Origin of the sequence: Streptomyces griseocarneus, assembly GCF_014655595.1 — a bacterium.
Lineage (GTDB): Bacteria > Actinomycetota > Actinomycetes > Streptomycetales > Streptomycetaceae > Streptomyces > Streptomyces griseocarneus.
Window position 1 is genome coordinate 152,987 of the sequence record NZ_BNBL01000009.1, and the last position, 25,347, is coordinate 178,333.

General features: G+C 71.5%; 20 protein-coding genes, 1 tRNA gene and 1 pseudogene. 9 read left to right on the forward strand and 13 right to left on the reverse strand.

The annotated features are described in order from the left end of the window. The first annotated feature begins 1 nt into the window (after position 1). From IE295_RS22730 to IE295_RS22740, 3 genes are read left to right on the forward strand one after another with little or no spacing between them, the layout of a single operon-like run. Positions 2-1,729 carry a branched-chain amino acid ABC transporter permease gene (locus IE295_RS22730; RefSeq protein ID WP_190065573.1) on the forward strand — a complete coding sequence of 576 codons (1,728 nt, stop codon included), beginning with the start codon at positions 2-4 and terminating at the stop codon, positions 1,727-1,729. Positions 1,730-1,734: 5 nt separating this feature from the next. Next, on the forward strand, positions 1,735-2,607 hold the full coding sequence (locus tag IE295_RS22735) for an ABC transporter ATP-binding protein (RefSeq protein WP_190065574.1): 873 nt from the start codon (positions 1,735-1,737) through the stop codon (positions 2,605-2,607). Then, positions 2,604-3,320, forward strand: a complete 717-nt coding sequence (locus tag IE295_RS22740; protein WP_190065575.1) for an ABC transporter ATP-binding protein — start codon at positions 2,604-2,606, stop codon at positions 3,318-3,320. Before IE295_RS22735 ends, IE295_RS22740 begins: the two co-directional genes overlap by 4 nt. 64 nt (positions 3,321-3,384) lie before the next feature. On the opposite strand, the gene IE295_RS22745 is transcribed toward IE295_RS22740, so the two are convergent. Beyond that, the gene (locus IE295_RS22745; protein ID WP_190065576.1) at positions 3,385-4,035 is read right to left on the reverse strand and encodes an ANTAR domain-containing response regulator; all 651 of its coding nucleotides are present in this window, start codon (positions 4,033-4,035) and stop codon (positions 3,385-3,387) included. Between the two features lie 100 nt (positions 4,036-4,135). Here IE295_RS22745 and IE295_RS22750 point away from each other — a divergent pair. Further along, positions 4,136-4,208: transfer RNA gene (locus IE295_RS22750), tRNA-Leu, on the forward strand. A 148-nt stretch (positions 4,209-4,356) separates the two neighbouring features. Continuing rightward, a pseudogene (locus tag IE295_RS34470) lies at positions 4,357-4,449 on the forward strand (transcriptional regulator); the annotation flags it as partial. Positions 4,450-4,455: 6 nt separating this feature from the next. On the opposite strand, the gene pyk reads toward IE295_RS34470, so the two are convergent. Beyond that, complete coding sequence (gene pyk, locus IE295_RS22755) at positions 4,456-5,892, reverse strand: pyruvate kinase (RefSeq protein WP_190065577.1); 1,437 nt, start codon at positions 5,890-5,892, stop codon at positions 4,456-4,458. A gap of 133 nt (positions 5,893-6,025) precedes the next feature. Next, entirely contained in the window at positions 6,026-6,751 is a 726-nt protein-coding gene (locus tag IE295_RS22760; protein WP_190065578.1) for an SIMPL domain-containing protein, read from the reverse strand. Between the two features lie 119 nt (positions 6,752-6,870). Here IE295_RS22760 and IE295_RS22765 point away from each other — a divergent pair, with 119 nt between their 5' ends. After that, positions 6,871-8,667 (forward strand): bifunctional metallophosphatase/5'-nucleotidase, encoded by a 1,797-nt coding sequence (locus tag IE295_RS22765; RefSeq protein ID WP_190065579.1) that lies wholly within the window; start codon positions 6,871-6,873, stop codon positions 8,665-8,667. On the opposite strand, the gene IE295_RS22770 is transcribed toward IE295_RS22765, so the two are convergent. After that, positions 8,623-10,050, reverse strand: coding sequence for a lysine N(6)-hydroxylase/L-ornithine N(5)-oxygenase family protein (locus tag IE295_RS22770; RefSeq protein WP_190065580.1), 1,428 nt, complete (start codon positions 10,048-10,050; stop codon positions 8,623-8,625). The genes IE295_RS22765 and IE295_RS22770 overlap by 45 nt on opposite strands. After that, positions 10,047-11,468: a pyridoxal phosphate-dependent decarboxylase family protein gene (locus tag IE295_RS22775; RefSeq protein WP_190065581.1), complete on the reverse strand. Its 1,422-nt coding sequence runs from the start codon at positions 11,466-11,468 to the stop codon at positions 10,047-10,049. Before IE295_RS22775 ends, IE295_RS22770 begins: the two co-directional genes overlap by 4 nt. 300 nt (positions 11,469-11,768) lie before the next feature. Here IE295_RS22775 and IE295_RS22780 point away from each other — a divergent pair, with 300 nt between their 5' ends. After that, on the forward strand, positions 11,769-12,317 hold the full coding sequence (locus tag IE295_RS22780; RefSeq protein ID WP_190065582.1) for a F0F1 ATP synthase subunit B: 549 nt from the start codon (positions 11,769-11,771) through the stop codon (positions 12,315-12,317). 110 nt (positions 12,318-12,427) lie between these two features. Here IE295_RS22780 and pepN read toward each other — a convergent pair whose 3' ends face one another. From pepN to IE295_RS22795, 3 genes are all read right to left on the reverse strand, one after another. Next, positions 12,428-14,941: an aminopeptidase N gene (gene pepN / locus IE295_RS22785; protein ID WP_190065583.1), complete on the reverse strand. Its 2,514-nt coding sequence runs from the start codon at positions 14,939-14,941 to the stop codon at positions 12,428-12,430. A gap of 136 nt (positions 14,942-15,077) precedes the next feature. After that, the gene (locus IE295_RS22790; protein WP_190065722.1) at positions 15,078-15,407 is read right to left on the reverse strand and encodes a chorismate mutase; all 330 of its coding nucleotides are present in this window, start codon (positions 15,405-15,407) and stop codon (positions 15,078-15,080) included. Positions 15,408-15,422: 15 nt separating this feature from the next. Beyond that, a complete protein-coding gene (locus tag IE295_RS22795) occupies positions 15,423-16,313 on the reverse strand; it encodes a helix-turn-helix transcriptional regulator (protein WP_190065584.1) in 891 nt (296 codons plus the stop codon). A 144-nt stretch (positions 16,314-16,457) separates the two neighbouring features. On the opposite strand from IE295_RS22795, the gene IE295_RS22800 reads away from it, so the two are divergent. Next, positions 16,458-18,233, forward strand: coding sequence for a glycoside hydrolase family 35 protein (locus tag IE295_RS22800; protein ID WP_190065723.1), 1,776 nt, complete (start codon positions 16,458-16,460; stop codon positions 18,231-18,233). Between the two features lie 114 nt (positions 18,234-18,347). Here IE295_RS22800 and IE295_RS22805 read toward each other — a convergent pair whose 3' ends face one another. Then, entirely contained in the window at positions 18,348-21,458 is a 3,111-nt protein-coding gene (locus IE295_RS22805; RefSeq protein ID WP_190065585.1) for an endo-alpha-N-acetylgalactosaminidase family protein, read from the reverse strand. An 81-nt stretch (positions 21,459-21,539) separates the two neighbouring features. Beyond that, the gene (locus tag IE295_RS22810) at positions 21,540-22,043 is read right to left on the reverse strand and encodes a hypothetical protein (RefSeq protein ID WP_190065586.1); all 504 of its coding nucleotides are present in this window, start codon (positions 22,041-22,043) and stop codon (positions 21,540-21,542) included. A 188-nt stretch (positions 22,044-22,231) separates the two neighbouring features. On the opposite strand from IE295_RS22810, the gene IE295_RS22815 reads away from it, so the two are divergent. After that, on the forward strand, positions 22,232-22,615 hold the full coding sequence (locus IE295_RS22815) for a VOC family protein (protein ID WP_190065587.1): 384 nt from the start codon (positions 22,232-22,234) through the stop codon (positions 22,613-22,615). A 21-nt stretch (positions 22,616-22,636) separates the two neighbouring features. On the opposite strand, the gene IE295_RS22820 is transcribed toward IE295_RS22815, so the two are convergent. The 3 genes from IE295_RS22820 to IE295_RS22830 form a co-directional block, all read right to left on the reverse strand. Further along, complete coding sequence (locus IE295_RS22820; RefSeq protein ID WP_308013092.1) at positions 22,637-23,353, reverse strand: MBL fold metallo-hydrolase; 717 nt, start codon at positions 23,351-23,353, stop codon at positions 22,637-22,639. A 100-nt stretch (positions 23,354-23,453) separates the two neighbouring features. Continuing rightward, complete coding sequence (locus tag IE295_RS22825) at positions 23,454-24,611, reverse strand: sensor histidine kinase (protein ID WP_224322863.1); 1,158 nt, start codon at positions 24,609-24,611, stop codon at positions 23,454-23,456. A gap of 13 nt (positions 24,612-24,624) precedes the next feature. Beyond that, positions 24,625-25,311, reverse strand: coding sequence for a response regulator (locus tag IE295_RS22830; protein ID WP_190065588.1), 687 nt, complete (start codon positions 25,309-25,311; stop codon positions 24,625-24,627). Positions 25,312-25,347: the final 36 nt, after the last annotated feature.

The window sequence follows — 25,347 nt, forward strand, 5'->3', positions numbered from 1 at the left end:
CATGAACCCGAAGAACCCACCCACCGGGAAGACCGCCGGCATCACCGCGATCCCCCGCATCCCCCTGCCCCCCGCCGCCGCCCGCATCACCGTCATCGCGGGCGCCGCCCTCACCCTCGCCTCCACCTTCCTCGCCTGGACCTGGACACAGGCCTTCCCCGGCAACCTCACCGTCACCGGCTACCCCGGCGGGCTCCAGCTCCTCACCCTCACCGGCGCCATCCTCACCATCGCCCACACCCTTGCCACCACGGGCACCCCCGGCCTGCGCTGGCTCAGCCCCACCCGCAGCAACACCGCCACCCGTCACCTGGCCCTCGGCACCCTCGCCACCACCTGGTACACCCTCATCGCCATCGCCGTACAACTCGGCGGCATCGTCAACCTCGAACCCGGCGGCTACCTCGCGGGAGCAACCTCCCTCATCACCACCCTCGGCGCCCTCGCCCTGCCCAGCGGACGCCCCACACCACCGCCGCCACCCAAGCCCCTGCCCTCATGGGCCGAAATCCTCATCATCGCCGCGGCCTTCGGACTCGGCCTCTCCGTCCTGACCTACGGCATCGGCACCGCCTACGGAGAACTCTTCACCGGCTTCCTGCTCCTGACCGGCTTCACCACCGCCGCACTCGCCAAAGCCGGACTCATCACCCGGCTCTCCCGGCTCACAGCCACCCACCGGCGCGTCACCGTCACCGCCGCCTTCGCCGCCGCGGCCCTCTTCCCCCTCACCCAGGACACCGACGAATACACCCTCATCGTCGTCAACATCCTGATCTTCTCCACCGTCGCCCTCGGCCTCAACGTCGTCGTCGGACTCGCCGGCCTCCTCGACCTCGGCTACGTGGCCTTCCTCGGCGTCGGCGCCTACACCGCCGCCCTCGTCTCCGGCTCCACCGCCTCCACGCTCCACATCCACTTCCCCTTCTGGGCCGCCGCCCTCACCGGCGCCGCCGCCTCCCTCGTCTTCGGCGTCCTCATCGGGGCCCCCACCCTCCGCCTGCGCGGCGACTACCTCGCCATCGTCACCCTCGGCTTCGGAGAGATCTTCCGCATCGCCGTCGGCAACCTCAACGGCGAATCCGGCCCCTCAGTCACCAACGGCCCCAACGGGATCCCCAACATCCCCAACCTCAGCATCCTCGGCTACAACTTCGGCGACACCCACACCCTCGGCGGCCTCACCCTCAACCCCTTCGCCAACTACTACCTCCTCATGCTCCTCGTCACCCTCCTCGTCGTCCTCGTCTTCAGCCGCGCCGGAAACTCCCGCATCGGCCGCGCCTGGATCGCCATCCGAGAGGACGAAACCGCCGCCACCGCCATGGGCATCAACGGATTCCGCGTCAAACTCATCGCCTTCGCCCTCGGCGCCACCCTCGCCGGACTCGCCGGCACCGTCCAGGCCCACGTCTCCACCACCGTCGTACCCGAGCAGTACGTCTTCGCCGGCCCCGTACCCCCCAACTCAGCGTTCCTCCTCGCCGCCGTCATCCTCGGCGGCATGGGCACCATCACCGGCCCCCTCCTCGGCGCCGCCCTCCTCTACCTCATCCCCGCCAAACTGCAATTCCTCCAGGACTACCAACTCCTCGCCTTCGGCGCCGCCCTCATCCTCCTCATGCGCTTCCGCCCCGAAGGAATCATTCCCAACCGACGACAACAGCTCGAATTCCACGAACCACCCGCCACGGGCGGCCCCATACCCCTCACCAAGGCGGAGGCGTAACCACCATGACCACCACCGCCCCCGCCCCGAACGCCCCCGACGACACCCCCGTCCTCACCGCCACCGGCGTCACCATGCGCTTCGGCGGACTCACCGCCGTACGAGCCGTCGACCTCACCGTCAACCCAGGCCAGATCGTCGGCCTCATCGGCCCCAACGGCGCCGGCAAAACCACCTTCTTCAACTGCCTCACCGGCCTCTACGTCCCCACCGAAGGCACCGTCACCTACCGCGGCACCGACCTGCCCCCCAAACCCCACCTCGTCACCCAGGCAGGCATCGCCCGCACCTTCCAGAACATCCGCCTCTTCGCCAACATGACCGTCCTCGAAAACGTCCTCGTCGGCCGCCACACCCGCACCAAAGAAGGCCTCTTCTCCGCCCTCCTACGAGGCCCCGCCTTCCGTCGCGCCGAAAAAGCCTCCGAGGAACGCGCCATGGAACTCCTCCACTTCACCGGCCTCGCCCCCAAACGCGACCACCTCGCCCGCAACCTCCCCTACGGCGAACAACGCAAGCTCGAAATCGCCCGCGCCCTCGCCAGCGACCCCGGACTCCTCCTCCTCGACGAGCCCACCGCCGGAATGAACCCCCACGAGACCCGCACCACCGAACAGCTCGTCTTCGCCATCCGCGACCAGGGCACCGCCGTCCTCGTCATCGAGCACGACATGCGCTTCATCTTCAACCTCTGCGACCACGTCGCCGTCCTCGTCCAGGGCGAAAAACTCCTCGAAGGCACACCCCGCACCGTCCAGAGCGACGAACGCGTCATCGCCGCCTACCTCGGCACGCCCTTCGAAGGAGCACCCGGCACCGAAGAAGCCGCCGAAGTCGAAGCGGCCGAAGCCCACGCAGCGGAGGACACCGACCGATGACCGCCCTCCTCGAAGTCGACAACCTCCGCGTCGCCTACGGAAAGATCGAAGCCGTCAAAGGAATCTCCTTCACCGTCGAAGCCGGCGAAGTCGTCACCCTCATCGGCACCAACGGCGCCGGCAAGACCACCACACTCCGCACCCTCTCCGGCCTCCTCACCCCCACCACCGGCACCATCCGCTTCAACGGCCACCCCATCACCGGCACCCCCGCCCACCACATCGTCGCCCTCGGCCTCGCCCACTCCCCCGAAGGCCGCCACATCTTCCCCCGCCTCACCATCACCGAAAACCTCCAGCTCGGCGCCTTCCTTCGCAAGGACACCACCGGCATCACCCACGACATCCACCGCGCCTACGAGCTCTTCCCCATCCTCGGCGAACGAGCCAAACAACCCGCCGGCACCCTCTCCGGCGGCGAACAACAAATGCTCGCCATGGGCCGCGCCCTGATGTCCCGCCCCAAACTCCTCATGCTCGACGAACCCTCCATGGGCCTCTCACCGATCATGATGCGCAAAATCATGGACACCATCGCCGAACTCAAGGCCTCCGGCACCACCATCCTGCTCGTCGAACAGAACGCCCAGGCCGCCCTCTCCCTCGCCGACCGCGGCCATGTCATGGAAATAGGCAAAATCGTCCTCTCCGGCACCGGAACCGACCTCCTCCACGACGAATCCGTACGCAAGGCCTACCTCGGCGAGGACTGAGGGCACGCAAAAAGGACCCGCGTCCATCGGACACGGGCCCCTCAAACAATCACGACCGCTACGGCTACTGCTCCTTCGCGGCCTTCTTCTCCTTGGCGTCCTCGATGACCGCCTCCGCCACCTGCTGCATCGACAGCCGGCGATCCATCGACGTCTTCTGAATCCACCGGAACGCGGCCGGCTCCGTCAGCCCGTACTGCGTCTGCAGAATGCTCTTCGCCCGGTCCACCAGCTTCCGCGTCTCCAGCCGCTGCGAAAGATCCGCGACCTCCCGCTCCAGCGCCTTCAGCTGCGTGAAACGGGACACCGCCATCTCGATGGCCGGCACCACATCGCTCTTGCTGAACGGCTTCACCAGATACGCCATGGCCCCCGCGTCCCGCGCCCGCTCCACGAGATCACGCTGCGAGAACGCCGTCAGCATCAGCACCGGCGCGATCGACTCCGCACCGATCCGCTCGGCCGCGGAGATCCCGTCCAGCACCGGCATCTTCACATCCAGGATCACCAGGTCGGGACGGTGCTCCCGCGCCAGCGCGACCGCGGTCTCGCCGTCGCCCGCTTCGCCCACGACGGAGTAGCCCTCTTCCTCGAGCATCTCCTTGAGGTCGAGCCGGATGAGGGCCTCGTCCTCGGCGATCACGACGCGCGTGACGTTCGGAGGGGTGTGCTGCGGCTCGTCGTCGACAGGCGGCTGGGGCTCGGCGGCGCTCACGGGTCTCCTCGGTAGAGCAGGGGTACTGCCCCATGAGCCTACCTAGCTGCGATATGTTTGACGCACGGCGGTATTCCGCTAACCTTGGTTTCGTAGGCTAGCCCCGGTAGCCCAGCGGTAGAGGCCATGGATTCAAAACCCATTCAGCGTCGGTTCGAATCCGACCCGGGGCACTTGACCTTCAATCTCAAGGTCACCAATCACGTTCCGTTCCGGTGATGATCTTCGCTCGCCAGAGTGAGCGTGCCTTCGAATCCTGTCTTCCGCTGTAGAACCTCAGCGACGCTCGCAGGTATGTACGACATGGAAGCGCGGCAGCGCACCCTTGCCCTCGGCCGGCGGACCCAGAACATCTCCGTGGCCCGCCGCGCCTCCGTCGCCCTCATGGACACCCACATAGGCCCGAAGTACTGATCATCCCTACTTCGGCGAGTCGTCCTCGCCGATGTGGTGCACCCGCACCAGGTTCGTCGTGCCCGGAGTCCCCGGCGGGGAGCCCGCCGTGATGATGACCATGTCGCCCTTGCGGCAGCGGCCGATCCGCAGCAGGTATTCGTCGACCTGATCGACCATCTCGTCGGTCGTCTGGACCATCGGGCCGAGGAAGGTCTCCACGCCCCACGTCAGGTTGAGCTGTGACCGGGTCGCCGGCTCAGGGGTGAAGGCCAGCAGCGGGATGGGCGAGCGGTAGCGGGAGAGCCTCCGTACCGTGTCACCGGATTGAGTGAAGGCCACAAGGAACTTGGCGCCGAGGAAGTCGCCCATTTCGGCTGCCGCGCGGGCGACGGAGCCGCCTTGGGTGCGGGGCTTGCTGCGTTCGGTGAGTGGGGGGAGGCCCTTGGCGAGGACGTCCTCTTCGGCCGCCGCGACGATGCGGCCCATGGTTTTGACGGTCTCGACGGGGTATTTGCCCACGCTGGTCTCGCCGCTGAGCATGACGGCGTCGGTGCCGTCGATGACGGCGTTGGCGACGTCGGAGGCTTCGGCCCTGGTGGGGCGGGAGGCGTCGATCATGGAGTCGAGCATCTGGGTGGCGACGATCACCGGTTTGGCGTTGCGCTTGGCGAGCTTGATTGCTCGCTTCTGAACGATCGGGACCGTTTCAAGGGGCATTTCGACGCCGAGGTCGCCGCGGGCGACCATGATGCCGTCGAAGGCGGCGATGATGTCGTCGAGGTTCTCGACGGCCTGGGGCTTTTCGATCTTGGCGATGACGGGGAGGCGGCGGCCTTCTTCGTCCATGACGCGGTGGACGTCGTGGATGTCGCGTCCGGTGCGGACGAAGGAGAGGGCGATGATGTCGGCGCCGGTGTTGATGGCCCAGCGGAGGTCTTCGACGTCCTTTGCGGAGAGGGCGGGGACGGAGACGGCGACGCCGGGGAGGTTGAGGCCCTTGTGGTCGGAGATCATGCCGCCTTCGATGACGATGGTCTTGACCCGGGGTCCGCGGACCTCGATGACCTCGAGGGTGACGCGGCCGTCGTCGACGAGGATGCGTTCGCCCTTGGTGACGTCGCCGGCGAGGCCTTCGTAGGTGGTGCCGCAGTGGTGGCGGTCGCCTTCGGTGCCCTCTTCGACGGTGATGGTGAATTCGTCGCCGCGTTCAAGGAGTACAGGGCCTTCGCGGAAGCGGCCGAGGCGGATCTTCGGGCCCTGAAGATCGGCGAGGACGCCGATGCTGCGGCCCGTCTCGTCGCCCGCTTTACGGACGCGCTGGTACCGCGCTTCGTGCTCGGCGTAGGTGCCATGGCTGAGATTGAAGCGGGCGACATCCATTCCGGCTTCGACGAGGGCCTTGATCTGCTCGTACGAGTCGGTGGCCGGCCCCAGGGTGCAGACGATTTTCGCTCGGCGCATGGCACGACCTTATGACCTACTCATGGGTAGAGAATTGTCCTGCCGCAACTGGCCAACGACCTTTGCGTGAAAGCTTGTTGACACCTTGTGAAACGTGCAAGGGGGCGCTCTGATGAGCGCCCCCGGGGGCGCCTCACAGGGCCGGGCGCGTCATCGTAAACCTGGCGTTGACGTGGGCGTAGAGGGTCTGCCGCTGGGGTTCGAGGTCGAGGGCCGGCGCGGGGTCGGGCGCGGCTCCGGCGTAGCCGGAGCGTGCCCGGCCGGCGGGCCTGGCGGGCATGCCCATGGGGGCGGGGTTTTCGGCTCCGGTGTCGGCGAGTTCGACGACGGCGGTGAGCTGGGCGCCGAGTGCGGCGGCGTATTCGCGGGCGCGTTGGACGGCTTCGCGGACGGCTTGGCGGCGGGCTTCGCCGTGGGCGGGTGAGTCGGGGCGGAGGCTCCACCAGGGGCCGTCGACGCGGGTGAGTTCGAGTTCGGCGAGGCGGGTGGCGAGTTCGCCGAGGGCGGTGAAGTCGATGAGGGTGGCGGTGACGCGGACGCGGCCGTGGTAGGCGCGTATGCGTTCGTGGCGGCCTTTTTCGGCGAGTTGGGGGGTGATGGTGAAGGTGCCGGTTTCGATTTTTTCGACGGCTTCGCCGTAGGACTTGAGGAGGTCGAGGACCTGGTTGTTGCGGCGGGTGAGGTCGCCGAGGGCGGTTCGGCGGTCGGTGCCGCGGGCGCTGACGGTGATGCCGAGGTGGGCGATTTCGGGGTCGACTTCGAGGCGGGCTTCGCCGCGGACGGCGATGCGGGGGGTGTCGGGGGTTCCGTAGGGCAGGTGGGTTTCCTCGGCGGGGGTGGGGTCCTGGGGTGTGGTCATGGGGTTCAGCGTCCCAGGTGGTGACGGGATCGCAACCTTGTGAGGGTGTCGGCGGGGGTGGGGGCTGGGCCAGAATCTACGCGCGTTGGTTCTGGATATGAATGGGGAGAACAGAACATATGCCGCTCAATCGTAGGAATTTCCTGGGGCGTACGGCCGTGACGGGTGCGGGTGTGGCCCTTGCCGGTGCGGTGGGGACGGTGCCGGCCGAGGCGGAGTCCCCGGGGCGCCGCAAGAAGCGGTACTCGTTCACCGTGATGGGGACGACCGACCTGCACGGGAACGTCTTCAACTGGGACTACTTCACGGATGCCGAGTTCGACGACAAGGCGCACAACGATGTGGGCCTGGCGAAGATCTCGACGCTGGTGGATCAGGTGCGGTCGGAGAAGGGTCGTCGCAACACCCTGCTGATCGACGCGGGTGACACGATTCAGGGCACTCAGCTGTCGTACTACTACGCGAAGGTCGACCCGATCACGGGTGCGAACGGTCCGGTGCATCCGATGGCGCAGGCCATGAACGCGATCGGCTATGACGCGGCGGCGCTGGGCAATCATGAGTTCAATTACGGCATTCCGACGCTGCGGAAGTTCGAGGAGCAGTGCGACTTCCCGCTGCTGGGGGCGAACGCCCTGGATGCGAAGACGTTGCGGCCGGCGTTCCGGCCTTATGTGATCAAGAAGGTGTGCACGCCGTTCGGCCGTGATGTGCGGGTGGCGATCCTGGGTCTGACCAATCCGGGTATCGCGATCTGGGACAAGGCGAATGTGCAGGGGAAGATGGTCTTCCCGGGTCTGGAGGAGCAGGCGGCGAAGTGGGTGCCGAAGCTGCGTTCGCTGGGTGCGGATGTGGTGATCGTGTCGGCGCATTCGGGTTCGAGCGGTACGTCGTCGTACGGTGATCAGCTTCCGTATGTGGAGAACGCGGCGGCGCTGGTGGCCGAGCAGGTGCCGGGGATCGACGCGATTCTGGTGGGTCACGCGCACACGGAGATTCCCGAGTACCGGGTGACGAACAAGAAGACGGGCAAGCAGGTGGTGTTGTCCGAGCCGCTCAAGTGGGGTCAGCGGCTGACGCTGTTCGACTTCGGTCTGGTGTGGGAGCGCGGTGCCTGGCAGGTGGAGTCGGTCGGGGCGAAGGTGCTGAACTCCAATGCGGTGGCCGAGGACAAGAGGATCACTCGTCTGCTGGGTGACGAGCACCGCAAGGTGGTGGCGTACGTCAACCAGGTGATCGGTTCGTCGTCGGCGGCGATGAGTGCGGCGGAGGCTCCGTACAAGGACACCGCGGTCATCGATTTCATCAACCATGTGCAGGCGGAGACGGTGAAGGCGGCGCTGGCGGGTACGGCGTACGCGAAGCTGCCGGTGTTGTCGCAGGCGTCGTGTTTCTCGCGTACGGCCGCGGTTCCTGCGGGCAAGGTGACGATCCGCGAGGTGGCGGGGCTGTATCCGTTCGAGAACACGCTGGAGGCGCGGCTGCTGACGGGTGCGCAGTTGCGGGCGTACCTGGAGTTCTCGGCGCGGTATTACGTGCAGACGCCGGCGGGGGCTCCGGTGGATCCGGCGAAGCTGACGAATGCCGAGTCGATCCCGGATTACAACTATGACGCGGTGAGCGGCCTCTCGTACGAGATCGACATCGCGAAGGCGCCGGGGTCGCGGATCGTGAAGCTGTCGTTCGACGGGAAGCCGCTCGAGGACTCCGCCGAATTCGTCCTGGCGGTGAACAACTACCGGGCGAGCGGTGGCGGCAACTTCCCGCATGTGGCGCGTGCCAAGCAGTTGTGGGCGAATTCGGAGGAGATCCGTAACACCATCATCGGCTGGGTGAAGGCCAAGGGTTCGATCGATGTGGCGGCCTTCGCGTCAGTGGACTGGAAGCTGACGCGGGATGGTGTGCCGGTTTTCTGAGGTGTGGTGCTGGAGTCGTGGCTGTGGCCGCGGCTCCAGGCCGAAGGTGGTGAAGGCGGTGCGCTGGGGCTGGGGGTAGGTGGTTTTGCCGGTGATGGCGTTGAGGATGACGGTGCTGCGCCAGGCGGCGAGGCCGAGGTCGGGGGTGCCGACGCCGTGGGTGTGGGTTTCGGCGTTCTGGACGTGGATGGCGCCCTTGACGGAGGGGTCGAGGACGAGCCGGTGGTGTTCGTCGATGCGGGGGCGGCCGTTGGAGTCGCGGCGGACGTAGGGGTCGAGGGCGGCGAGGAGGGTGTCGACGCGGCGTTCGCGGTAGCCGGTGGCGAGGATGACGGCGTCGGTGGTGAGGCGGGAGCGGGTGCCCTGCTGGGTGTGTTCGAGGTGGAGTTCGACGCGGGTGGCGCCGACGCGTCCGGCGGTGCGGACGAAGACTCCTGGGGTGAGGACGGTGTCGGGCCAGCCGCCGTGGAGGCTTCGGCGGTAGAGCTCGTCGTGGATGTCGGCGATGGTCTTGGCGTCGATGCCCTGGTGGAGCTGCCATTGCTGGGGCAGGACCTGGTCGCGCACGGCTTCGGGGAGGGTGCGGAAGTAGTGGGTGTAGTCGGGGGTGAAGTGTTCGAGGCCGAGCTTGCTGTATTCCATGGGGGCGAAGGCGGGGCTGCGGGCGAGCCAGTGGAGTTTTTCGCGGCCCGGGGGGCGGTTGCGCAGGAGGTCGAGGAAGACTTCGGCGCCTGATTGTCCGGAGCCGATGACGGTGATGTGTTCGGCGTCGAGGAGTTTGGCGCGGTTGTCGAGGTAGTCGGCGGAGTGGACGACGGGGACGCCGGGGGCTTCGGCGAGGGGGCGCAGGGGTTCGGGGATGTAGGGGGCGGTGCCGACGCCGAGGACGAGGTTGCGGGTGTAGGCGCGGCCGAGGGCGTCGGCTTCGCCTTCGGGGTCGAGCTGGGTGTAGTCGATTTCGAAGAGGACGCGTTCGGGGTTCCAGCGGACGGCGTCGATGTGGTGGTTGAAGTGGAGTCCGCCCAGGTTTTCGCTGACCCAGCGGCAGTAGGCGTCGTATTCGGCGCGGTGGATGTGCTGGCGCTCGGAGAAGTAGAAGGGGTAGAGGCGTTCGCGGGCCTTGAGGTAGTTGAGGAAGGTCCAGGGGCTGGTGGGGTCGGCGAGGGTGACGAGGTCGGCGAGGTAGGGGACTTGGAGGGTGGTGCCGTCGATGAGGAGGCCGGGGTGCCACTGGAAGGTGGGGTTCTGGTCGTAGAAGGCGGTGCGGAGGTCGTCGAGGGGGTGGGCGAGGGCGGCGAGGGAGAGGTTGAAGGGGCCGATGCCGATGCCGACGAGGTCGAGGGGTTGGTCGGGGGCGGAGGCTGGGGGCTGGGGGGTGGTCATCGGGTGGTGTGGCCTTCCACGAGTTTCAGCAGGTGTCGGAGGTCGTCGGGGGTGGTGTGGGGGTTGAGGAGGGTGGCTTTGAGCCAGAGGCCTTCGGGGGTGGTGGCGCGGCCGAGGACGGCGTGGCCGGTGTGAAGGAGGCGGCGTCTGGTGCGGGCGGTGGTGTGGGGGTCGGCGCCGGTGGGGCGGAAGAGCACGGTGCTGATGGTGGGGCGGGAGTGGAGTTCGAACGCGGGGTGGGCGTCGATGAGGTCGGCGAGGTGGTGGGCGGTGGCGCAGACGCGTTCGACGAGGTCGGCGATGCCGCGTCGGCCGAGGGCGCGGAGGGTGACGGCGATCTTGAGGATGTCGGGCCGGCGGGTGGTGCGCAGTGAGCGGTGCAGGAGGTCGGGGAGGCCGGCGTCGGTGTCGTCGGGGGCGTTGAGGTAGTCGGCCTGGTGGGCCAGGGGGCGCAGGGCGGTGGGGTCGGGGACGGCGAGGAGGCCGGCGGCGATGGGCTGCCAGCCGAGTTTGTGCAGGTCGAGGGTGATGGTGTGGGCGCGTTCGAGGCCGGTGAGGGCGGTCTTCAGGGTGTGGCTGAACAGCAGGGGGCCGCCGTAGGCGGCGTCGATGTGGAGGCGGGCGCCGTGGGTGTCGCAGAGGTCGGCGATGTGGGGGATGGGGTCGATGCGGCCGGTGTCGGTGGTGCCGGCGGTGGCGACGACGAGGTGAGGGGTGCCGGGGGCGGCGGTGAGGGCGGTGTGGAGGTCGTGGGGGTCGAGGGTGCCGGTGGGGGTGGGGAGGGTGTGGGGGGTGGGGAGGCCGAGGAGCCAGGCGGAGCGGTGGATGCTGTGGTGGGCGTTGGCGCCGCAGATGACGCGCAGGGGCCGGTCGGGGGTGTGGGTGCGGGCGGCTTCGCGGGCGAGGAGGAGGGCGAGCTGGTTGGACTCGGTGCCGCCGGTGGTGACGAGGGCGTCGGGGTGGGGGCGGGCGGGGTAGGCGAGGGCGGCCAGGGCGCGGGTGGTGAGGGCTTCGAGGGCGGTGGCGGAGGGGGCCTGGTCCCAGGAGTCGAGGGAGGGGTTCAGGGCGCAGGCGGCGAGGTCGGCGGCGGTGGCCAGGGCGAGGGGCGGGCCGTGGAGGTGGGCGGCGCAGTGGGGGTCGGCGGGGTCGGCGGCGCCTTCGGCGAGGGCTTGGACGAGGGTGTGGAGGGCTTCGTCGGGGCCGGTGCCGTGTTCGGGGAGGGCGGGGGTGGCGGCGGCTCGTATGCGGGCGGCGACGGCTTCGGGGCCGCCGGCGGGGAGGGGGCCGCCGCGGGCGGTGGCGCCGCGGGCGAGGGCGCGCAGGGTGGTGTCGAGGAGGGGGCGCAGGGCGCGGGTGCCTTGGGTGCCGCCGGCGAGTGCTGTCGCGGGGGTGTGCCGGGCGGTGGGCGGCGCGGGCATGAGGAGGGCCTCTTTGGTCGGATACGGGGTGTTTCTTCCTGGTCCGTGACGGGTCCGTGACGGACCCGTGGCAGGTCCCGTGTACGGGTCCGTGGGGGGCCGGGCCGGTTGCGGACGGCTCAAGCTACCGGCTGTATACGCTGCGTGACCCCGAGTGGGGGAGGTTTCGCCCGATGGTGGTACGGGCCCGGCATGCGTTGGCTGTAGGGGGCCGGCACGGCCTTGTGGCGGGGGTGAGTTGGGTCGCCGGGCGGGGTGCGGGTCTCCGGCGGGGCGGCGCTTCAAGGTAATGTGCACACCATGGCCATGACTTTTGCTATCGACGTGGGGCCGCTGAAGCCCGAGCCCGCGCCGCTCGTTCTCGGGCTGGTGCTCTTCTTCCTCGTTTTCGCCGTGATGGCGAAGGTGATCCTGCCCCGGATCAACAAGGTGCTCGTCGAGCGTGAGAAGGCCACCGACGGTGCCTTCGAGGACGCCGAGGAGACGCGCGTCGAGGCGGAGCGGGTGCACGCCGAGTACCAGGCGCTGCTGGCCGAGGCCCGGCACGAGGCCGCGCGCCTGCGCCAGGAGTCGCTCGAGCAGGGCACGGCGATCATCGCCGAGCTGCGTGCCGAGGGCCAGCGTCAGCGCGAGGAGATCATCTCCGCGGGTCACGCGGTGATCGACGCCGAGCGTGCGGTCGCCGAGGCCGAGCTGCGCGAGCAGGTCGGTGCGCTGGCGACGGAGCTGGCGGGCAAGATCGTCGGCGAGTCGATGGCCGACTACGCGCGGGAGAGCGGCGTCGTCGACCGCTTCCTGGAGGAGCTGCGGGCGGCCCAGCCGTCCGACGCGGCCACTCCGCGCGACTGACACACCGGCTGACAACCGGCGAAGCCATAGGCCCAGGCGCCCGCACCCCCGGCAGGGGGTGCGGGCGCCTTGTCGTTGCCTGAAGGCTCGTGGTTCCCGGGCCGGGCCGGCTACCGCTGTGCGGTCGTCACGGCCAGGGCGCGGCGCAGGTCGTCGAGCTGGTCGGCGATCCTGCGGCGCAGTGCGGGGGTGGGGCCGGCCTCGCGCAGGCAGGCCTCGCCCTGGCGCAGGGTCTCCCGGTCGACCAGGGTGCGCGGGAAGCCGGGGCCGCCGGCGGCGGAGGCCAGGGCGGGGCCGCGGCGGGCGGCGAGGGCGACGGCGGCGGGGTAGTAGCGGTCGCGGTAGGGGCGCAGGAGTGCGGCCTGCTCGGGCTGCCAGAAGCCCTGGGCGGTGGCGGTGAAGAGGTAGTTGGACAGTTCGTCGCCGCCGTACATCGCCTCCCAGGCGGCGGCCTTGGCGGCCGGGTCGGGCAGGGCCGCGCGGCAGCGGGCCGCGCCCTCCTGGCCGGTGGCGCTGGGGTCGCGGGCCAGTTCGGCGTCGATCTCAGCCGGGGTGAGGGCGCCGAGGACGGCGAGGCGGGCGAGGACGCGCCAGCGCAGTTCGGGGTCGAGGGCCGGGCCGCCGGGGGCGGTGCCGGCGCGCAGCCAGTCCTGGAGGTCGCCGGGGGCGGTGGCGCTGTCGACGAGGGTGCGTACGGCGGTCAGGCGCAGGCCCGCGCCGTCCTCGCCGTGGTGGCGGCCGAGCACGTCGTGGCAGAGGGCGGTGAGGGTGGCCAGGGCCCGGGGGCGGTCGTCGGGGGTGGCGTAGCGGTCGGCGATCTCGCCGCGGGCGAAGGACAGGACGCCTTCGGCGATGGCGACGTCGGTTTCGTGGGGCAGGTGGGCGCGGGCGGCGTCGAGGTAGGCGGTGGGGGGCAGCTCGCCGTCGCGGACCATGTCGCGGGCGGCGTTCCACAGCACGGCCCGGCTGAGCGGGTCGGGCAGGGCGGACAGGGAGGCGAGGGCGGTGTTCCAGGAGCCGGCGTCGAGGCGGACCTTGGTGTAGGCGGTGTCGCCGTCGTTGAGGAGGATCAGTGCGGGGCGGGGGCCGGTGAGGGCGAGGGTGTGGGTGCCGCCGCCGGCCGGGAGGTCGGTGGTGAGGCGGTCGCGGGGCACGAGGGTGTGGCGGTCGCCGGGCGCGTGGTCGTAGAGGCCGATGGCCAGGCGGTGGGGGCGGGTGCCGTCGTGGTGGAGGTCCAGTCGCCAGCCGGCGGGGCCTTCGTCGCCGGCGGCGGGGGTGAGGGTGTCGACGCCGGTGGTGCGCAGCCAGCTCTCGGCCCAGGCGGGGACGTCGCGGTCGGAGTGGCGGGCGAGGGAGTCGATGAAGTCGGCGAGGGTGGCGTTGCCGAAGCGGTGGCGGGCGAAGTGGTCGTTGATGCCGGCGAGGAAGTCCTTCTCGCCGAGCCAGGTGACGAGCTGGCGCAGGGCGGAGGCGCCCTTGGCGTAGGAGATGCCGTCGAAGTTGAGCAGGGCGGACGCGGTGTCGGTGACGTCTTCGGGGGTGGGGGCCACGGGGTGGGTGGAGGGCCGCTGGTCGGCGTCGTAACCCCAGCTCTTGCGGGAGACGGCGAATTCGGTCCAGGCGCCGGTGAAGGGGGTGGCGTCGGCGAGGACGTGGTAGCCCATGTACTCGGCGAAGGACTCGTTGAGCCAGATGTCGTCCCACCACTGGAGGGTGACGAGGTCGCCGAACCACATGTGGGCCATCTCGTGGGCGATGGTCACGCCGCGGGTCTGGCGTTCGGTGGCGGTGACGGCGGAGCGGAAGACGTATTCGTCGCGGAAGGTGACCAGGCCGGGGTTCTCCATGGCGCCGGCGTTGAACTCGGGGACGAACGCCTGGTCGTAGGAGTCGAAGGGGTAGGGCTCGTCGAAGAGTTCGTGGTAGCGGTCGAAGCAGCGCCGGGTGATGCCGAGGATCTCGTCGGCGTCGGCGTCCAGGTGGGGGGCGAGGGAGCGGCGGCAGTGGAGGGCGAAGGGGATGCCAGCGTGCTCGGTGCGCACGCTGTGCCAGGGGCCGGCGGCGAAGGCGACGAAGTAGGTGCTGAGCGGCTGGGTGGTGGCCAGGCGCCAGCGGCCCTGTGCGGGCGGTCCTATGCGGGTGGCGACGCCGTTGCCGAGGACGGTCCACTCGGGGGGTGCGGTGACGGTGGCGTCGTAGGCGGCCTTGAGGTCGGGCTGGTCGAAGGCGGCGAAGACGCGCTGGGCGTCGTCGATGAAGGTCTGGGTGTAGAGGTAGGTCTCGCCGTCGGCGGGGTCGGTGAAGCGGTGCATGCCCTCGCCGGTGCGCGAGTAGCGCATGTCGGCCTCGACGCGCAGTTCGTGTTCGCCGGCGGTGAGGGTGAGCGCGAGGCGGTTGTCGTCGAGGGCCGCGGGGTCGAGCGGGGTGCCGTCGAGGCTGGCGCTGTGCAGGGTGGCGGGTTTGAGCTCGACGAAGGTGGTGCCCTGGGTGCGGGCGGTGAAGCGGATGACGGTGGTGGAGCCGAAGTGCTCGTCGCCGCGGGTGAGGTCGAGGTCGATCTCGTAGCGGTGAACGTCGAGGAGGCGGGCGCGGGTCTGCGCTTCGTCGCGCGTCAGTACGGGCATGGGGGCCATGCTGCCGCAACGGCCCGTACGGGGCCGGTGGATTTCCGCCGGGGCGGGCGGGGGCCGGGGACGGCCGGGGTTCCGCCCGCGGCGGGGCGGCCCCGGTCCGTTCCCGCCCGCGGGTGGGCGCCGGCCGTCAGGCGCGGGCGATCGTCTCGTGGTGGCGGATGACCTCGGCGATGATGAAGTTCAGGAACTTCTCCGCGAACGCCGGGTCCAGCTTGGCGTTCTCCGCCAGCTCGCGCAGCCGGGCGATCTGGCGGGCCTCGCGGGCCGGGTCGGCCGGGGGCAGCTTGTGGGCGGCCTTGAGGTGACCGACCTGCTGGGTGCATTTGAAGCGCTCGGCGAGCATGTGGATCACCGCGGCGTCGATGTTGTCGATGCTGTCGCGCAGGCGGCGCAGCTCGGCGCTCGCGGACTCGTCGCCGGTGCTGCGTACGGGCTCGTCTTTGGCACTGTTGTTCATGTCCACCCACCGAGCCTATGCGGAAGGGCGGGATTCGATGACCGGAGGGTGCTCCGGATCGGGGATCTCGTTGCTCCACCCGCCGGGTACGGCCCTGCCGCAGCGCTCCCGGAAGCGCACGGGCGCGGTGCCCACGCGGCGGGTGAAGAGCCGGCTGAAGTAGGCGGGGTCGTCGTAGCCGACGCGCCGGGCGACGGCGGCGACGGGCAGCTCGGTGGCGGCCAGGAGCTCCTTGGCGCGGCCGAGCCGGATGCCGAGCAGGTAGTCCTTGGGGCTGCAGCCGGCGCCGCGCCGCACCGCCGAGCGCAGCTCGGCCGGGGTCATGCCGTGCCGGGCGGCGTGCTGGGTGACGGACAGGGGCAGGAAGGCGTCCCGGGCCAGGGCGCGCAGCACGGGGTCGCCGGCGTCGGCGGCATCGGCGCGGGCGCGGCGCAGGGCGACGAGCAGTTCGTGGACGGCGGCGGAGGTCTCGACCTCCAGCAGCGGGTTGCCGCGCCGGGCGGCGCGGGCGATGCGTGCGACGGCGGCTCGGGCGGTGGTGGTGTCGGCGAGGGGCACCACGGGCCGGCCGGGGTCGATGTAGCCGAGCTCGGTGTAGGCGGCGACGGCGGAGCCGGTGAAGTCGACGAAGCTCTCGTCCCAGCCGGCTCCGGGGCCGGCGCCGTAGTGGTGGGGCACGCCGGGGACGAGCCAGATGAGGGCGGGGGCGGTGACGGGGTGGGTGCGGCCGTCGGGGGTGCGGTACCAGCCGCCGCCGGCGGCGATGACGACGGCGACGTGGTGGTCCAGGACGCGGGGGCCGACGGCGGGCAGCGCGCCGTGCTGCAGTCCCACGCCGAGGCAGACCAGGCCGAGCCGGTGGTGGACCGGGCCGGGGGTGAAGTACCGCATCCAGGAGTGGTACACGCGCCTGATGCCTCCCGTCGCTTCGGCGGCCGCCCCGTCTTCCGTCCAATCAGCCCCGATCTTTGTCCATGGCCCCCTCCCCCGCCAGAGGGCGAGGATGGTGTGCGCCGGGGTGTGCGGGCGACGGGCGACGAGGCGGGGGACGTGCCGGAATTCGTGGTGGGGGACGACGCTTTCGAGCTCGGCGGGCGGCCGGTGCGGCTGCTGTCGGGGGCGCTGCACTACTTCCGGGTGCACGAGGGGCTGTGGCCGCACCGGCTGGGGATGCTGCGGGCGATGGGCCTCAACTGTGTGGAGACGTATGTGCCGTGGAACCGGCACGAGCCGTTCCGGGGGCGGGCGCGGGACGTCGGGGAGCTGGGGCGGTTCCTGGATGCCGCGCGGGAGGCGGGGCTGTACGCGATCGTGCGCCCGGGTCCGTACATCTGCGCGGAGTGGGAGAACGGCGGGCTGCCGGCGTGGCTGACCGGGCGGCTGGGGGCGCGCGTGCGGACCCGCGACGAGGAGTTCGTGCGGGCCGCGGAGCGGTGGCTGGCGCTGGTGGCGGACGAGGTGGTGGGGCGGCAGGTGGACCGGGGCGGGCCGGTGGTGCTCGTCCAGGTGGAGAACGAGTACGGGTCGTACGGCAGTGACCGGGATTATCTGCGGCGTCTCGTGGAACGGCTGCGGGCGCTGGGTGTGACGGTTCCGCTGATCACCTCGGACGGGCCGGAGGAGCACATGCTGTCGGGCGGCACGGTGCCGGGGGCGCTCGCCACGGTGAACTTCGGGTCGGGGGCGCGGGAGGCGTTCGCGGTGCTGCGGCGCCATCAGGAGCGCGGGCCGCTGATGTGCACGGAGTTCTGGTGCGGCTGGTTCACGCACTGGGGCGGCGAGGAGGCGTCCCGGGACGCCGAGGACGCGGCCGGGGTGCTCGAGGAGATCCTCGGGTGCGGCGCGTCGGTGAACATCTACATGGCGCACGGCGGCTCGAACTTCGGCGGCTGGGCGGGGGCGAACCGTGCCGGTGCCGACTTCCGGGGCGCGCTGCGTCCGATGGTCACCTCCTACGACTACGACGCCCCGGTCGATGAGTTCGGGCGTGCGACGGAGAAGTTCCGGGCGCTGCGGCGGGTGCTGTCGCGGTACGCGGAGGGGCCGCTTCCCGCCGTGCCGCCGGCGCCGCCGGTGCTGCGGGCGCCGGTCGTGGCGCGGCCCGTGGGGTGGGCGCCGCTGGGTGGGGTGATGGACGCGCTGGGCGGGCCGGAGACGCGGGGGCCGCTGCCGCCCTCCTTCGAGGACCTCGGCGTCGACCGGGGCGTGGTCCGCTACCGCTTCGCCGTGCCGGGGCCGCGCCGGGCGTATCCGCTGTGGGTGGCGGGGCTGCGGGATGTGGCGGTGGCCCGGGTGGACGGGGTGCGGGTGGCGGTGGCCGACGGCTCCCGCGATCCGGCGCCGCTGGGCGAGGTGGCGGGGCCGGCCGAGGTGGAGCTGTGGGTGGAGTCGCTGGGCCGGGTCAATTACGGGCCGCGGCTGGGCGAGGCCAAGGGCGTCACGGGCGGGCTGCTGCACGAGCGGCAGTACGTGCACGGGGTGGTGGCGCGCGGGCTGCGGCTGGACGCCCTGGAGGAGCCGGGGGCGCTGGAGGCGGTGCCGTGGGCGGCCGGCGGTGCGGCGGGCGGGGAGCCGGGGCTGTACCGGGCCTCGTGCCGGGTGGCCGGTGCGGGGGACGCCGTGCTGGAGCTGCCCGGCTGGGTGCGGGGCTTCGTGTGGGTCAACGGCTTCTGCCTGGGCCGCTACTGGGACCGGGGGCCGCAGCGGGCGCTGTACGTGCCGGGGCCGGTGCTGCGCGAGGGGGACAACGAGCTGCTGGTGCTGGAGTTCGAGGAGGCGGGGGCGGCGGCGGGCGGGCCGGGGATCCGGCTGAGCCCGGTGCCATAGCCGTCGCCGCGTGAGCCGGGCCCGGGGGGCGGCGGTCCGGTCTCGGGGTGCATTTCCCGTCCCGCTGGTCACCGGCCGATGACGGTGACCAACGGGACGGAACCCCGTGAATGTTTATTGCCCGACCATCTGCACGGTGAAGCCGTCCAGAGCGAACTCAGCGGTCCCGTTTTCCCCGGTCTTCCGCAGCCCCACCCACGCCTCACCCGTACCGGGCGCCGTGAACTCGTAGGCGTACGTCGTGGGCTCCACGGCGACCGGCAGGGGCGTGCGCGACAGCTCGCGCGCCCCGGGCTCGTCGACGGCCGTCACCCAGGCGTACTGGGCGGCGCGCTCGTTCTCGTAGCGGAAGCTCACGCGGTAGCGGCGGCCGGGCTCGAAGCGGACGGTGTGCGGGACGGTGCGGTAGACCAGGCCCGGGTTCTCGCCGCGCGACTTCAGCGACTGGGTGCCGTCGATGACGTCGTCGACGACCTTGCCGTTCCAGCCGCGCTGGGTGTAGGGCGCGTGGCGCCGGGCGATGTGGGTGCGCGGGTCGGTGCTGCCGCCCGCGTCGCCCTTGACGAAGGGCCCCCAGCCCTGGGGCACGTTCTCGAAGTCCTCGAAGACCAGCGCCCCTTCGGCCGTCGCCCGCCGGCCGGGCACGACGCGCACGGCGTCGAACCTGACGCGGGCCTCTCCCGCCGCGGCCGTCAGCGACAGCGTCACCGGGCCGCCGCCGGGCGGCACGGTGAACCAGGTGAACAGCCGCTGGAAGCGGGTGCCGTGCTTGCGGTCGGCGGCGACGTGGTTGACGGCGGTGGAGGTGTCGGTCCAGTTGACCGCCGTGACGCCGTCGCCGGTACGGACCTCGAGCGCGGCCCGGCGCCGCTCCCCCGCCGTGGCGCCGACCTCGACCTGCACGGACGCCGCGTACGTACCGGGCGCGAGCCGCTTCAGCCGCTGGCTGACGGCGGTCGCGGGGCCCGCGCCCATGACCAGCTCGCCGTCGCCGAGGGGGCTCGTCCCGACGGCGGCCTGGCCGGTGACCCGCCAGGCGTCGAGCGTTCCGGAGTGGAAGGCGGGATCCCGCAGCGGGGTGCCCTCGCCCCAGGCCGGGTCGGCCGGCGGGCGGCCGCGCCGGCGGGTGACGACGTAGGGCGTGCCGGGCCGGGCGGTGAGGGTGACCCTGCCCTTGCGCACGGGCAGTTCGGCGGTGTCGGCGCGGCCCTGGTCGGTGAGGCGGTGGACGAAGACGGTCCGCTGCCGGGACCAGCCGCGGGGCAGGGTCCAGGTGGTGGTGCCGCCGTCGGGGTTGTAGTGGTAGAGCCTGGCGGGGTCGGTGGCGCGGCGGGGCTCCCAGGGCAGGAGGTAGGCGCGGCCGGCGAGGACCGTGCGCCCGTCGGTGGTGACGCGCCGGGTGCCGTCGGCGTCGGAGACCCGGGTCGTGATCACGCCGGGGGACGCGGCGGGGGACGCGGCGGGCGCCGCGGGTTCGGTGGCGAGGGTGATCTCGTGGTCGCCCCAGCTGCGGATGGCGAAGCCCTGCAGGTACTTGGCGGGCAGGTTCTCCTCCCAGATCCGCCGGGTGAAGGCGTGCCAGTCGGTCTTGCCGCGCCAGCCCTCGAACGTGCCCAGCCGCGCCGTGCCGAGGAGGGGCCATTTGTCGGCGAAGACGTCCTTCTGGTGGTGACGGATGAAGCGGATGAGCCGGGAGTTGATGCCGCGCGAGGTGTCGGGCCCGTAGTCGGTCTCGGTGGCCCAGTGGGACCAGAGGCTGGAGCGCTCCAGGCCGTGCCCCCATTCGCTGGTGATCTGCCAGCCCTGCTCGCGCAGCAGGCGCTGGAGCGCGTCGGAGTTCCAGCCCGACTCGCGGAAGACGTCGATGTAGAGGGTGGTCAGGGCGGGGTCGGTCTCCTCGCGCAGCTGCGCGAAGCGGCGGGCGATGTCGCCGGAGACCAGATCGCGGCGGGCGTCGATGCGGTACGACTGGTCGAGCCAGTCCCACTGCCGGTTGTCGCGGTCGACGAGGGTCTCGGAGAAGGCGTTGGCGACCGGGTACGACTCGGTGGCGTTGACGTGGACGGCGAAGTCGCTGTTCCACCGCTTCCCGATGCGCAGCAGCGTGTTGAGGTCGGCCAGCCCGCCCGCGCGCTCGTTGTAGTTGCCGCCGTAGTCGGGGTGGGCGGAGTCGTGCCCCTCGGACTGGTAGCCCTTGAGGAGCGTGAACTGCCGCAGCCCGTCGGTGGCGAGGTGCACGCGCTTGACGCTGTCGAGGGTGGCGAGGAAGGGGTTGGTGGCCTGGCTGGCGAAGTTGAACGGGATGTGGGGGACGACGCGCAGGTGCTGCTCGTCGGCGCCGGGCGGGTTCACCATGATGTCCCGCATCGCGATGGCCGCGTCCTGCCAGTCGACGGTGCCGTCGCCGTTGCGGTCCCGGGTGACGATCACGGTCGCCCGGGGCAGCGGGTCGGTCGTGTGCGAGCCCGCCGCGCGGTGGGTCCACTGCCCGCAGGTGAGCTGGGCCTTGGTGTAGCCCTCGCGCCGGAGGGTCTGCCGCCACAGGCGGCCGTTCTCCCACGCGCTCGAGGCGTCGGGCCGGTCGTGGACGGTGTTCGTCTCGACGGCCGCGGCGAGCCGGTCCGTGCTGACGACCGCGTACGCGCAGCCGACGGGCGAGGCGTCGGGCGGCGGAGGTGTGGGGGTGAGGCGTACGGGGGTGTCGCCGCTCCTGGCCGCGTCGAGCTGGATGCGGGCCGCGAGCAGGGCCGCGCCGGGCTGGGTGCTGCGCACGCTCAGCAGGGCCAGGCCCGGGACGGCCAGGGTGCCGACGCGCAGGGCGGGGGTGTCGGCGATGCGGGTGACCCGCCAGTCGACGCGCCATCCCCGGACGCGGATCTCCACGTCGATCCGGGTGCCGCCGGCCAGGGCGAGGGTGTACGCGGCGCGGTCGCCGGAGGGGGAGACGGCGTGGGTGACGCGGGGGGTGTGCTCGGTGCCGTCGACGAGCAGCGAGGTCACGGCGTCTTCCTGGCCGTGCAGCACGGCGCCTGTGGCGCGATCGGTGTAGGACAGGACGCGGGGGAAGGAGGTGTCGACGCGGACGTCGAGCTCGGCGGAGCGCAGGACGGCTTCGGTCCCGTGCGCTGCCGCTTCGGCCGTGCCGAGGCCGAGTCCGGCCAGGGCGGTGGTGACGACGACGGCCCGTCGGCTGGGGCCGTGGGGGCGCGGTTGGTCTGCGGTCACCGCCTCACCGTGGGGCTGCGGGGCCTGGGGTGACCATGGACAAACCGGGGGCGGTATTGGACTGATGGTGCGCGGGTCGGCTCACGCGCCCTTGTCCAGCCCTCCCCTGACCACCTGGAGGGTGCCGTCGTGCTTCTTCCCGGTGTAGAAGAACGTCACATGGCGCTCGGTCCCCGCGGTGAGGGTGATCCGCCCCCGGGGCACGCACCGTCCGCTCCTGATCTCCTCCCCCAGCGTGATCGTCCCGCGGTCGTCACCGACCTCCTGCAGCACGAGAACCCCCTTGCACAGCAGCCCGGGAGCCGTGTACTCGATGCTCCCGGCCTCGCCTCCCGGCCCGGCCTCGCCGATCGACACGGCGGCCGCGTAGACGGACGGCCGTACGCCCTCCTCGGTGACGTCGCCCCGCCACTTCCCGAGGAACGCGTCCGGCACGCCGCCGTCGTACCGGGAGGGGGAGCGGTCGGAGGAGAAGGACGGCAGCCCGTACTTGGTGATCAGCGCGGCCAGCAGCGCTCCCAACGCCGTGATGACCGCCGCCCACAGGGCGTAGCGGGGTTCGTTTCGGGAGTGCGGTGCGGGCATGCGGGCCACCTAGGGGATGAGCTGCGGAGAGTCGGCGGATTCACATCGTGCAGGCTCGTGCGCGCCCCGGAGCCGGGTTTCCCGCAATCCATGATTTTTTCGATTGGCCCGTCGAACGGCCGCCCGTACGTCGCCCCACGACGCGAACGGATGACGCCCCGTCAGTACCGGTGCGGCATCATCGGGACATGATCGCCACCATGCAGTGCACCGTCATCGACTGTCCCGACCCGCTCGCCCTGGCGAACTTCTACGCGGCCGTCCTGGGGTGGGAGGTCGAGGCCGACGAGGCCGACCCCTCCTGGGTGTGGCTGAACGCGCCCGGGAAGTCCCAGCGGCTCGCCTTCCAGGGCGTCCAGGGCGAGTACCACCCGCCCCGCTGGCCCGAGCCGGCGCACCCGCAGCAGTTCCACCTGGACTTCGACGTCGACGACGTCGAGCGTGCCCAGCGCGAGGTCATCGCGCTGGGCGCCACGTTCCTGCACGACAGCGGCGGGAAGACGTCCGGCTTCCGGGTGTTCTCGGACCCGGCGGGGCACCCCTTCTGCCTCTGCTACGGGCAGCAGGGCTAGAACCCCCTCTACAAGAACCCCCTACAGCCCGGCCGCCACCGCGCGCAGCGCCTCGCCCGCGCCGCCCACGAGCGGTGCGCCGTGGCCGAAGCAGGCGGTGTCGACGTCCGACAGCGAGGCCTGGCGGCGGAAGGCGTCGATGACGCCCTGCCGGTCGACGTTGAAGACGCCCGGCATCAGCTGCTCGACATTGGCGATGGTGTCGCCGGTGAACAGCACGCCGGAGGCCGGCAGGTGCAGCGCGATGCTGCCGGCGGTGTGGCCCGGGACGTGGACGACGCGGGCCTCATGGCCCCAGTCGAGGGTGTCGCCCTCCCCCAGCTCGAGGTCGACCGGGCAGGGCGCCGGCGGCGGGGCGTCGACGAGGCCCGCCTGGACGGACTCCCACAGCGGCACCTCCCAGTCCTCCAGTACCGGCGGCGGCTCGGGAACCTCGCCACGGATGACGGCCGCATCGGCCGCGCCCGCCAGGATGCGCGCGCCCGTGGCTGCCGCCAGGGCCGCGGCGGAACCGGTGTGGTCCAGGTGGGAGTGGGTCAGCACGATGTCCCGGAGCTCCTCGGGGCGCGCGCCGAGGCCGGCGAGGGCGTCGAGGACCGGTTCGGCATGGCCCGGGAGGCCGGCATCGACCATCGCCCAGCCGTTGGCGCCCGGCAGGCGCAGCACATAGGCCTGTCCGACGGGGAATTGCAGCATCCATATGTCCGGCGTCACTTCGACTGTTCGCATCGTTGTCATGCCGTCACGTTAATGATCAAGAAGGCGCCGTCCCAAGCCTTTGCGCCGTGCGCGGATTGAGCCACCGGCGAACCGGATCCGGGAACTTCCCCGGCCCCGCTCAGCCGCGTCGCTCGCGGTCCACCGGGAACAGTGCCATCACCTGCCACCCGCCCTCCGGCGCGGGCCCGGCGTGCAGCCGGCCGCCCATCGCCTTGGCCCGTTCGGCGAGGCCGACCAGCCCGAACCCGCCGCCGCGCGCCTGCTCGGAGAGGCCTGCGGCCCGCTTGCCGTCGTCCGCGATGCGCAGCTCCACTCCCTCGGACACGCCGCGCACCCCGATGCGTACGGCCGTGGCGTCCGCCGCGTGCTTGCGGATGTTGGTGAGGGACTCGCGGACGACGCGGTGGACGCCCGCCGCGACGTCGTCCGGCAGCCAGGTCTCCATGCCCTTCTCGATGTAGAGGGCGACGGGCGGGCCGGTGCGCGTGAACTCCTCGGTCAGCTCGCGGACCTCGGGCAGGCCGGCGACGGGCTCGGTCTCGGCCTCGCCCTCGCGCAGGACGCCCACCAGGCGGCGCATGGCGCCGAGGGCCTGGCTGGCGGAGCTCTCGATGCGCTCGAGGGTGTCGGCGACGGCGGGGCCCTCCAGGGCGGTGAAGCGGGCGGCGCGGGCCTGGACGACGATGCCGGTGACGTGGTGGGCGACGAGGTCGTGCAGCTCGCGGGCGAGTTCGAGGCGCTCGGCGGTGCGCACGGCGGCCATGTCGCGCACGCGCTGCGCGTCGTGGCCGCGCAGGATCAGGGAGTACGCGCCGACGACGGCGGTCAGGACGGCGAAGAGGGCGGTGAAGCCGCCGGGATTGAGGTCGCGTACGGGCGCGGCGACGGCGGCGACGGCGAGCATGGGGCCCAGGACGCGGGCGACGCGGGCCGGGGAGCGGGAGACGATCTCGGTGAGGAGGACGAGCAGGGCGACGTCCTCGCCGACGCCCCAGACGACGGAGGGGTGCTGTCCGGTCATCAGGATGAGGGAGGCGGTCCAGGAGACGGCGACGGCGATGCTCGCGCGGACGGTCAGCGGGATCCAGCTCCAGGGCAGGGCGCACAGACAGACGACGACGCCGGAGGCCAGGACGACGGCGTGCGGCTGGCTGGGCTGGCGGGCGAGGGAGAAGCCCTCGAAGCCGACGAGGAAGAGCAGGGCGGCCCCGAGGGCGACCTTGCCGCAGCCCGCCCGCCGGGGTGAGCGGGCGGCCCGCAGGACCCACGTGTTCACGTGCCGGCTCTGTTCACGTGCCGCTCGTGGCCAGTCCGCTCTCCCAGGCCCAGGCCGCGATCTCGACGCGGTTGCGGGCGTCGAGCTTGAGCTGCACGTTGGCCAGGTGGGTCTTGACCGTGGACAGGGAGACGAACAGTTCGGAGGCGATCTCGGCGTTCGTGGCGCCGCGCGCCAGGCAGCGGACGACGTCGGCCTCGCGGTCGGTGAGCGGCTCGGCGGGCTGCTTGACGGCGGGCGGTGCGGAGCCGGTGGCCGAGGGGGCCATGTCACGCAGCAGCCGGACGGTGATGGCGGGCGAGATGAGGGAGTCGCCGACGGCGGCGGCGTGCACGGCCTCGACGAGCATGGCGGGGCTGGCGTCCTTGAGCAGGAAGCCGGAGGCGCCGTTGCGCAGCGCGGTGTGGACGTATTCGTCGAGGTCGAAGGTGGTGACGATGACGATGCGGGGGCGCTGGCCGCGCTCGGGGTGGGCGGCGGACAGCTCCGAGAGCCGCCGGGTGACCTCGAGGCCGTCCAGCTTGGGCATGCGGATGTCGAGGAGGAGGACGTCGGGCCGGTGGCGCTCGACGGCCTCCAGGGCGGCCTCGCCGTCGACGACGTCGGCGACGACGTCGATGTCGGGCTGGCTCTCCAGGATCATCCGGAAGCCGGTGCGGACCATCTCCTGGTCGTCCGCGATGACCACGGTGATCGCCATACTGTGCCCTCGTTCCTCACACGCCTTGACGCCGGG

Bases quoted from the DNA above. Each gene is read 5' to 3' on its own strand.
- IE295_RS22730 (WP_190065573.1), top strand. From the start codon at position 2: ATGAACCCGAAGAACCCACCCACCGGGAAGACCGCCGGCATCACCGCG.
- IE295_RS22735 (WP_190065574.1), top strand. From the start codon at position 1,735: ATGACCACCACCGCCCCCGCCCCGAACGCCCCCGACGACACCCCCGTC.
- IE295_RS22740 (WP_190065575.1), top strand. From the start codon at position 2,604: ATGACCGCCCTCCTCGAAGTCGACAACCTCCGCGTCGCCTACGGAAAG.
- pyk (WP_190065577.1), bottom strand. From the start codon at position 5,892: ATGCGCCGAGCGAAAATCGTCTGCACCCTGGGGCCGGCCACCGACTCG.
- IE295_RS22760 (WP_190065578.1), bottom strand. From the start codon at position 6,751: ATGACCACACCCCAGGACCCCACCCCCGCCGAGGAAACCCACCTGCCC.
- IE295_RS22765 (WP_190065579.1), top strand. From the start codon at position 6,871: ATGCCGCTCAATCGTAGGAATTTCCTGGGGCGTACGGCCGTGACGGGT.
- IE295_RS22770 (WP_190065580.1), bottom strand. From the start codon at position 10,050: ATGACCACCCCCCAGCCCCCAGCCTCCGCCCCCGACCAACCCCTCGAC.
- IE295_RS22775 (WP_190065581.1), bottom strand. From the start codon at position 11,468: ATGCCCGCGCCGCCCACCGCCCGGCACACCCCCGCGACAGCACTCGCC.
- IE295_RS22780 (WP_190065582.1), top strand. From the start codon at position 11,769: ATGGCCATGACTTTTGCTATCGACGTGGGGCCGCTGAAGCCCGAGCCC.
- pepN (WP_190065583.1), bottom strand. From the start codon at position 14,941: ATGCCCGTACTGACGCGCGACGAAGCGCAGACCCGCGCCCGCCTCCTC.
- IE295_RS22790 (WP_190065722.1), bottom strand. From the start codon at position 15,407: ATGAACAACAGTGCCAAAGACGAGCCCGTACGCAGCACCGGCGACGAG.
- IE295_RS22810 (WP_190065586.1), bottom strand. From the start codon at position 22,043: ATGCCCGCACCGCACTCCCGAAACGAACCCCGCTACGCCCTGTGGGCG.
- IE295_RS22815 (WP_190065587.1), top strand. From the start codon at position 22,232: ATGATCGCCACCATGCAGTGCACCGTCATCGACTGTCCCGACCCGCTC.
- IE295_RS22820 (WP_308013092.1), bottom strand. From the start codon at position 23,353: ATGACAACGATGCGAACAGTCGAAGTGACGCCGGACATATGGATGCTG.
- IE295_RS22830 (WP_190065588.1), bottom strand. From the start codon at position 25,311: ATGGCGATCACCGTGGTCATCGCGGACGACCAGGAGATGGTCCGCACC.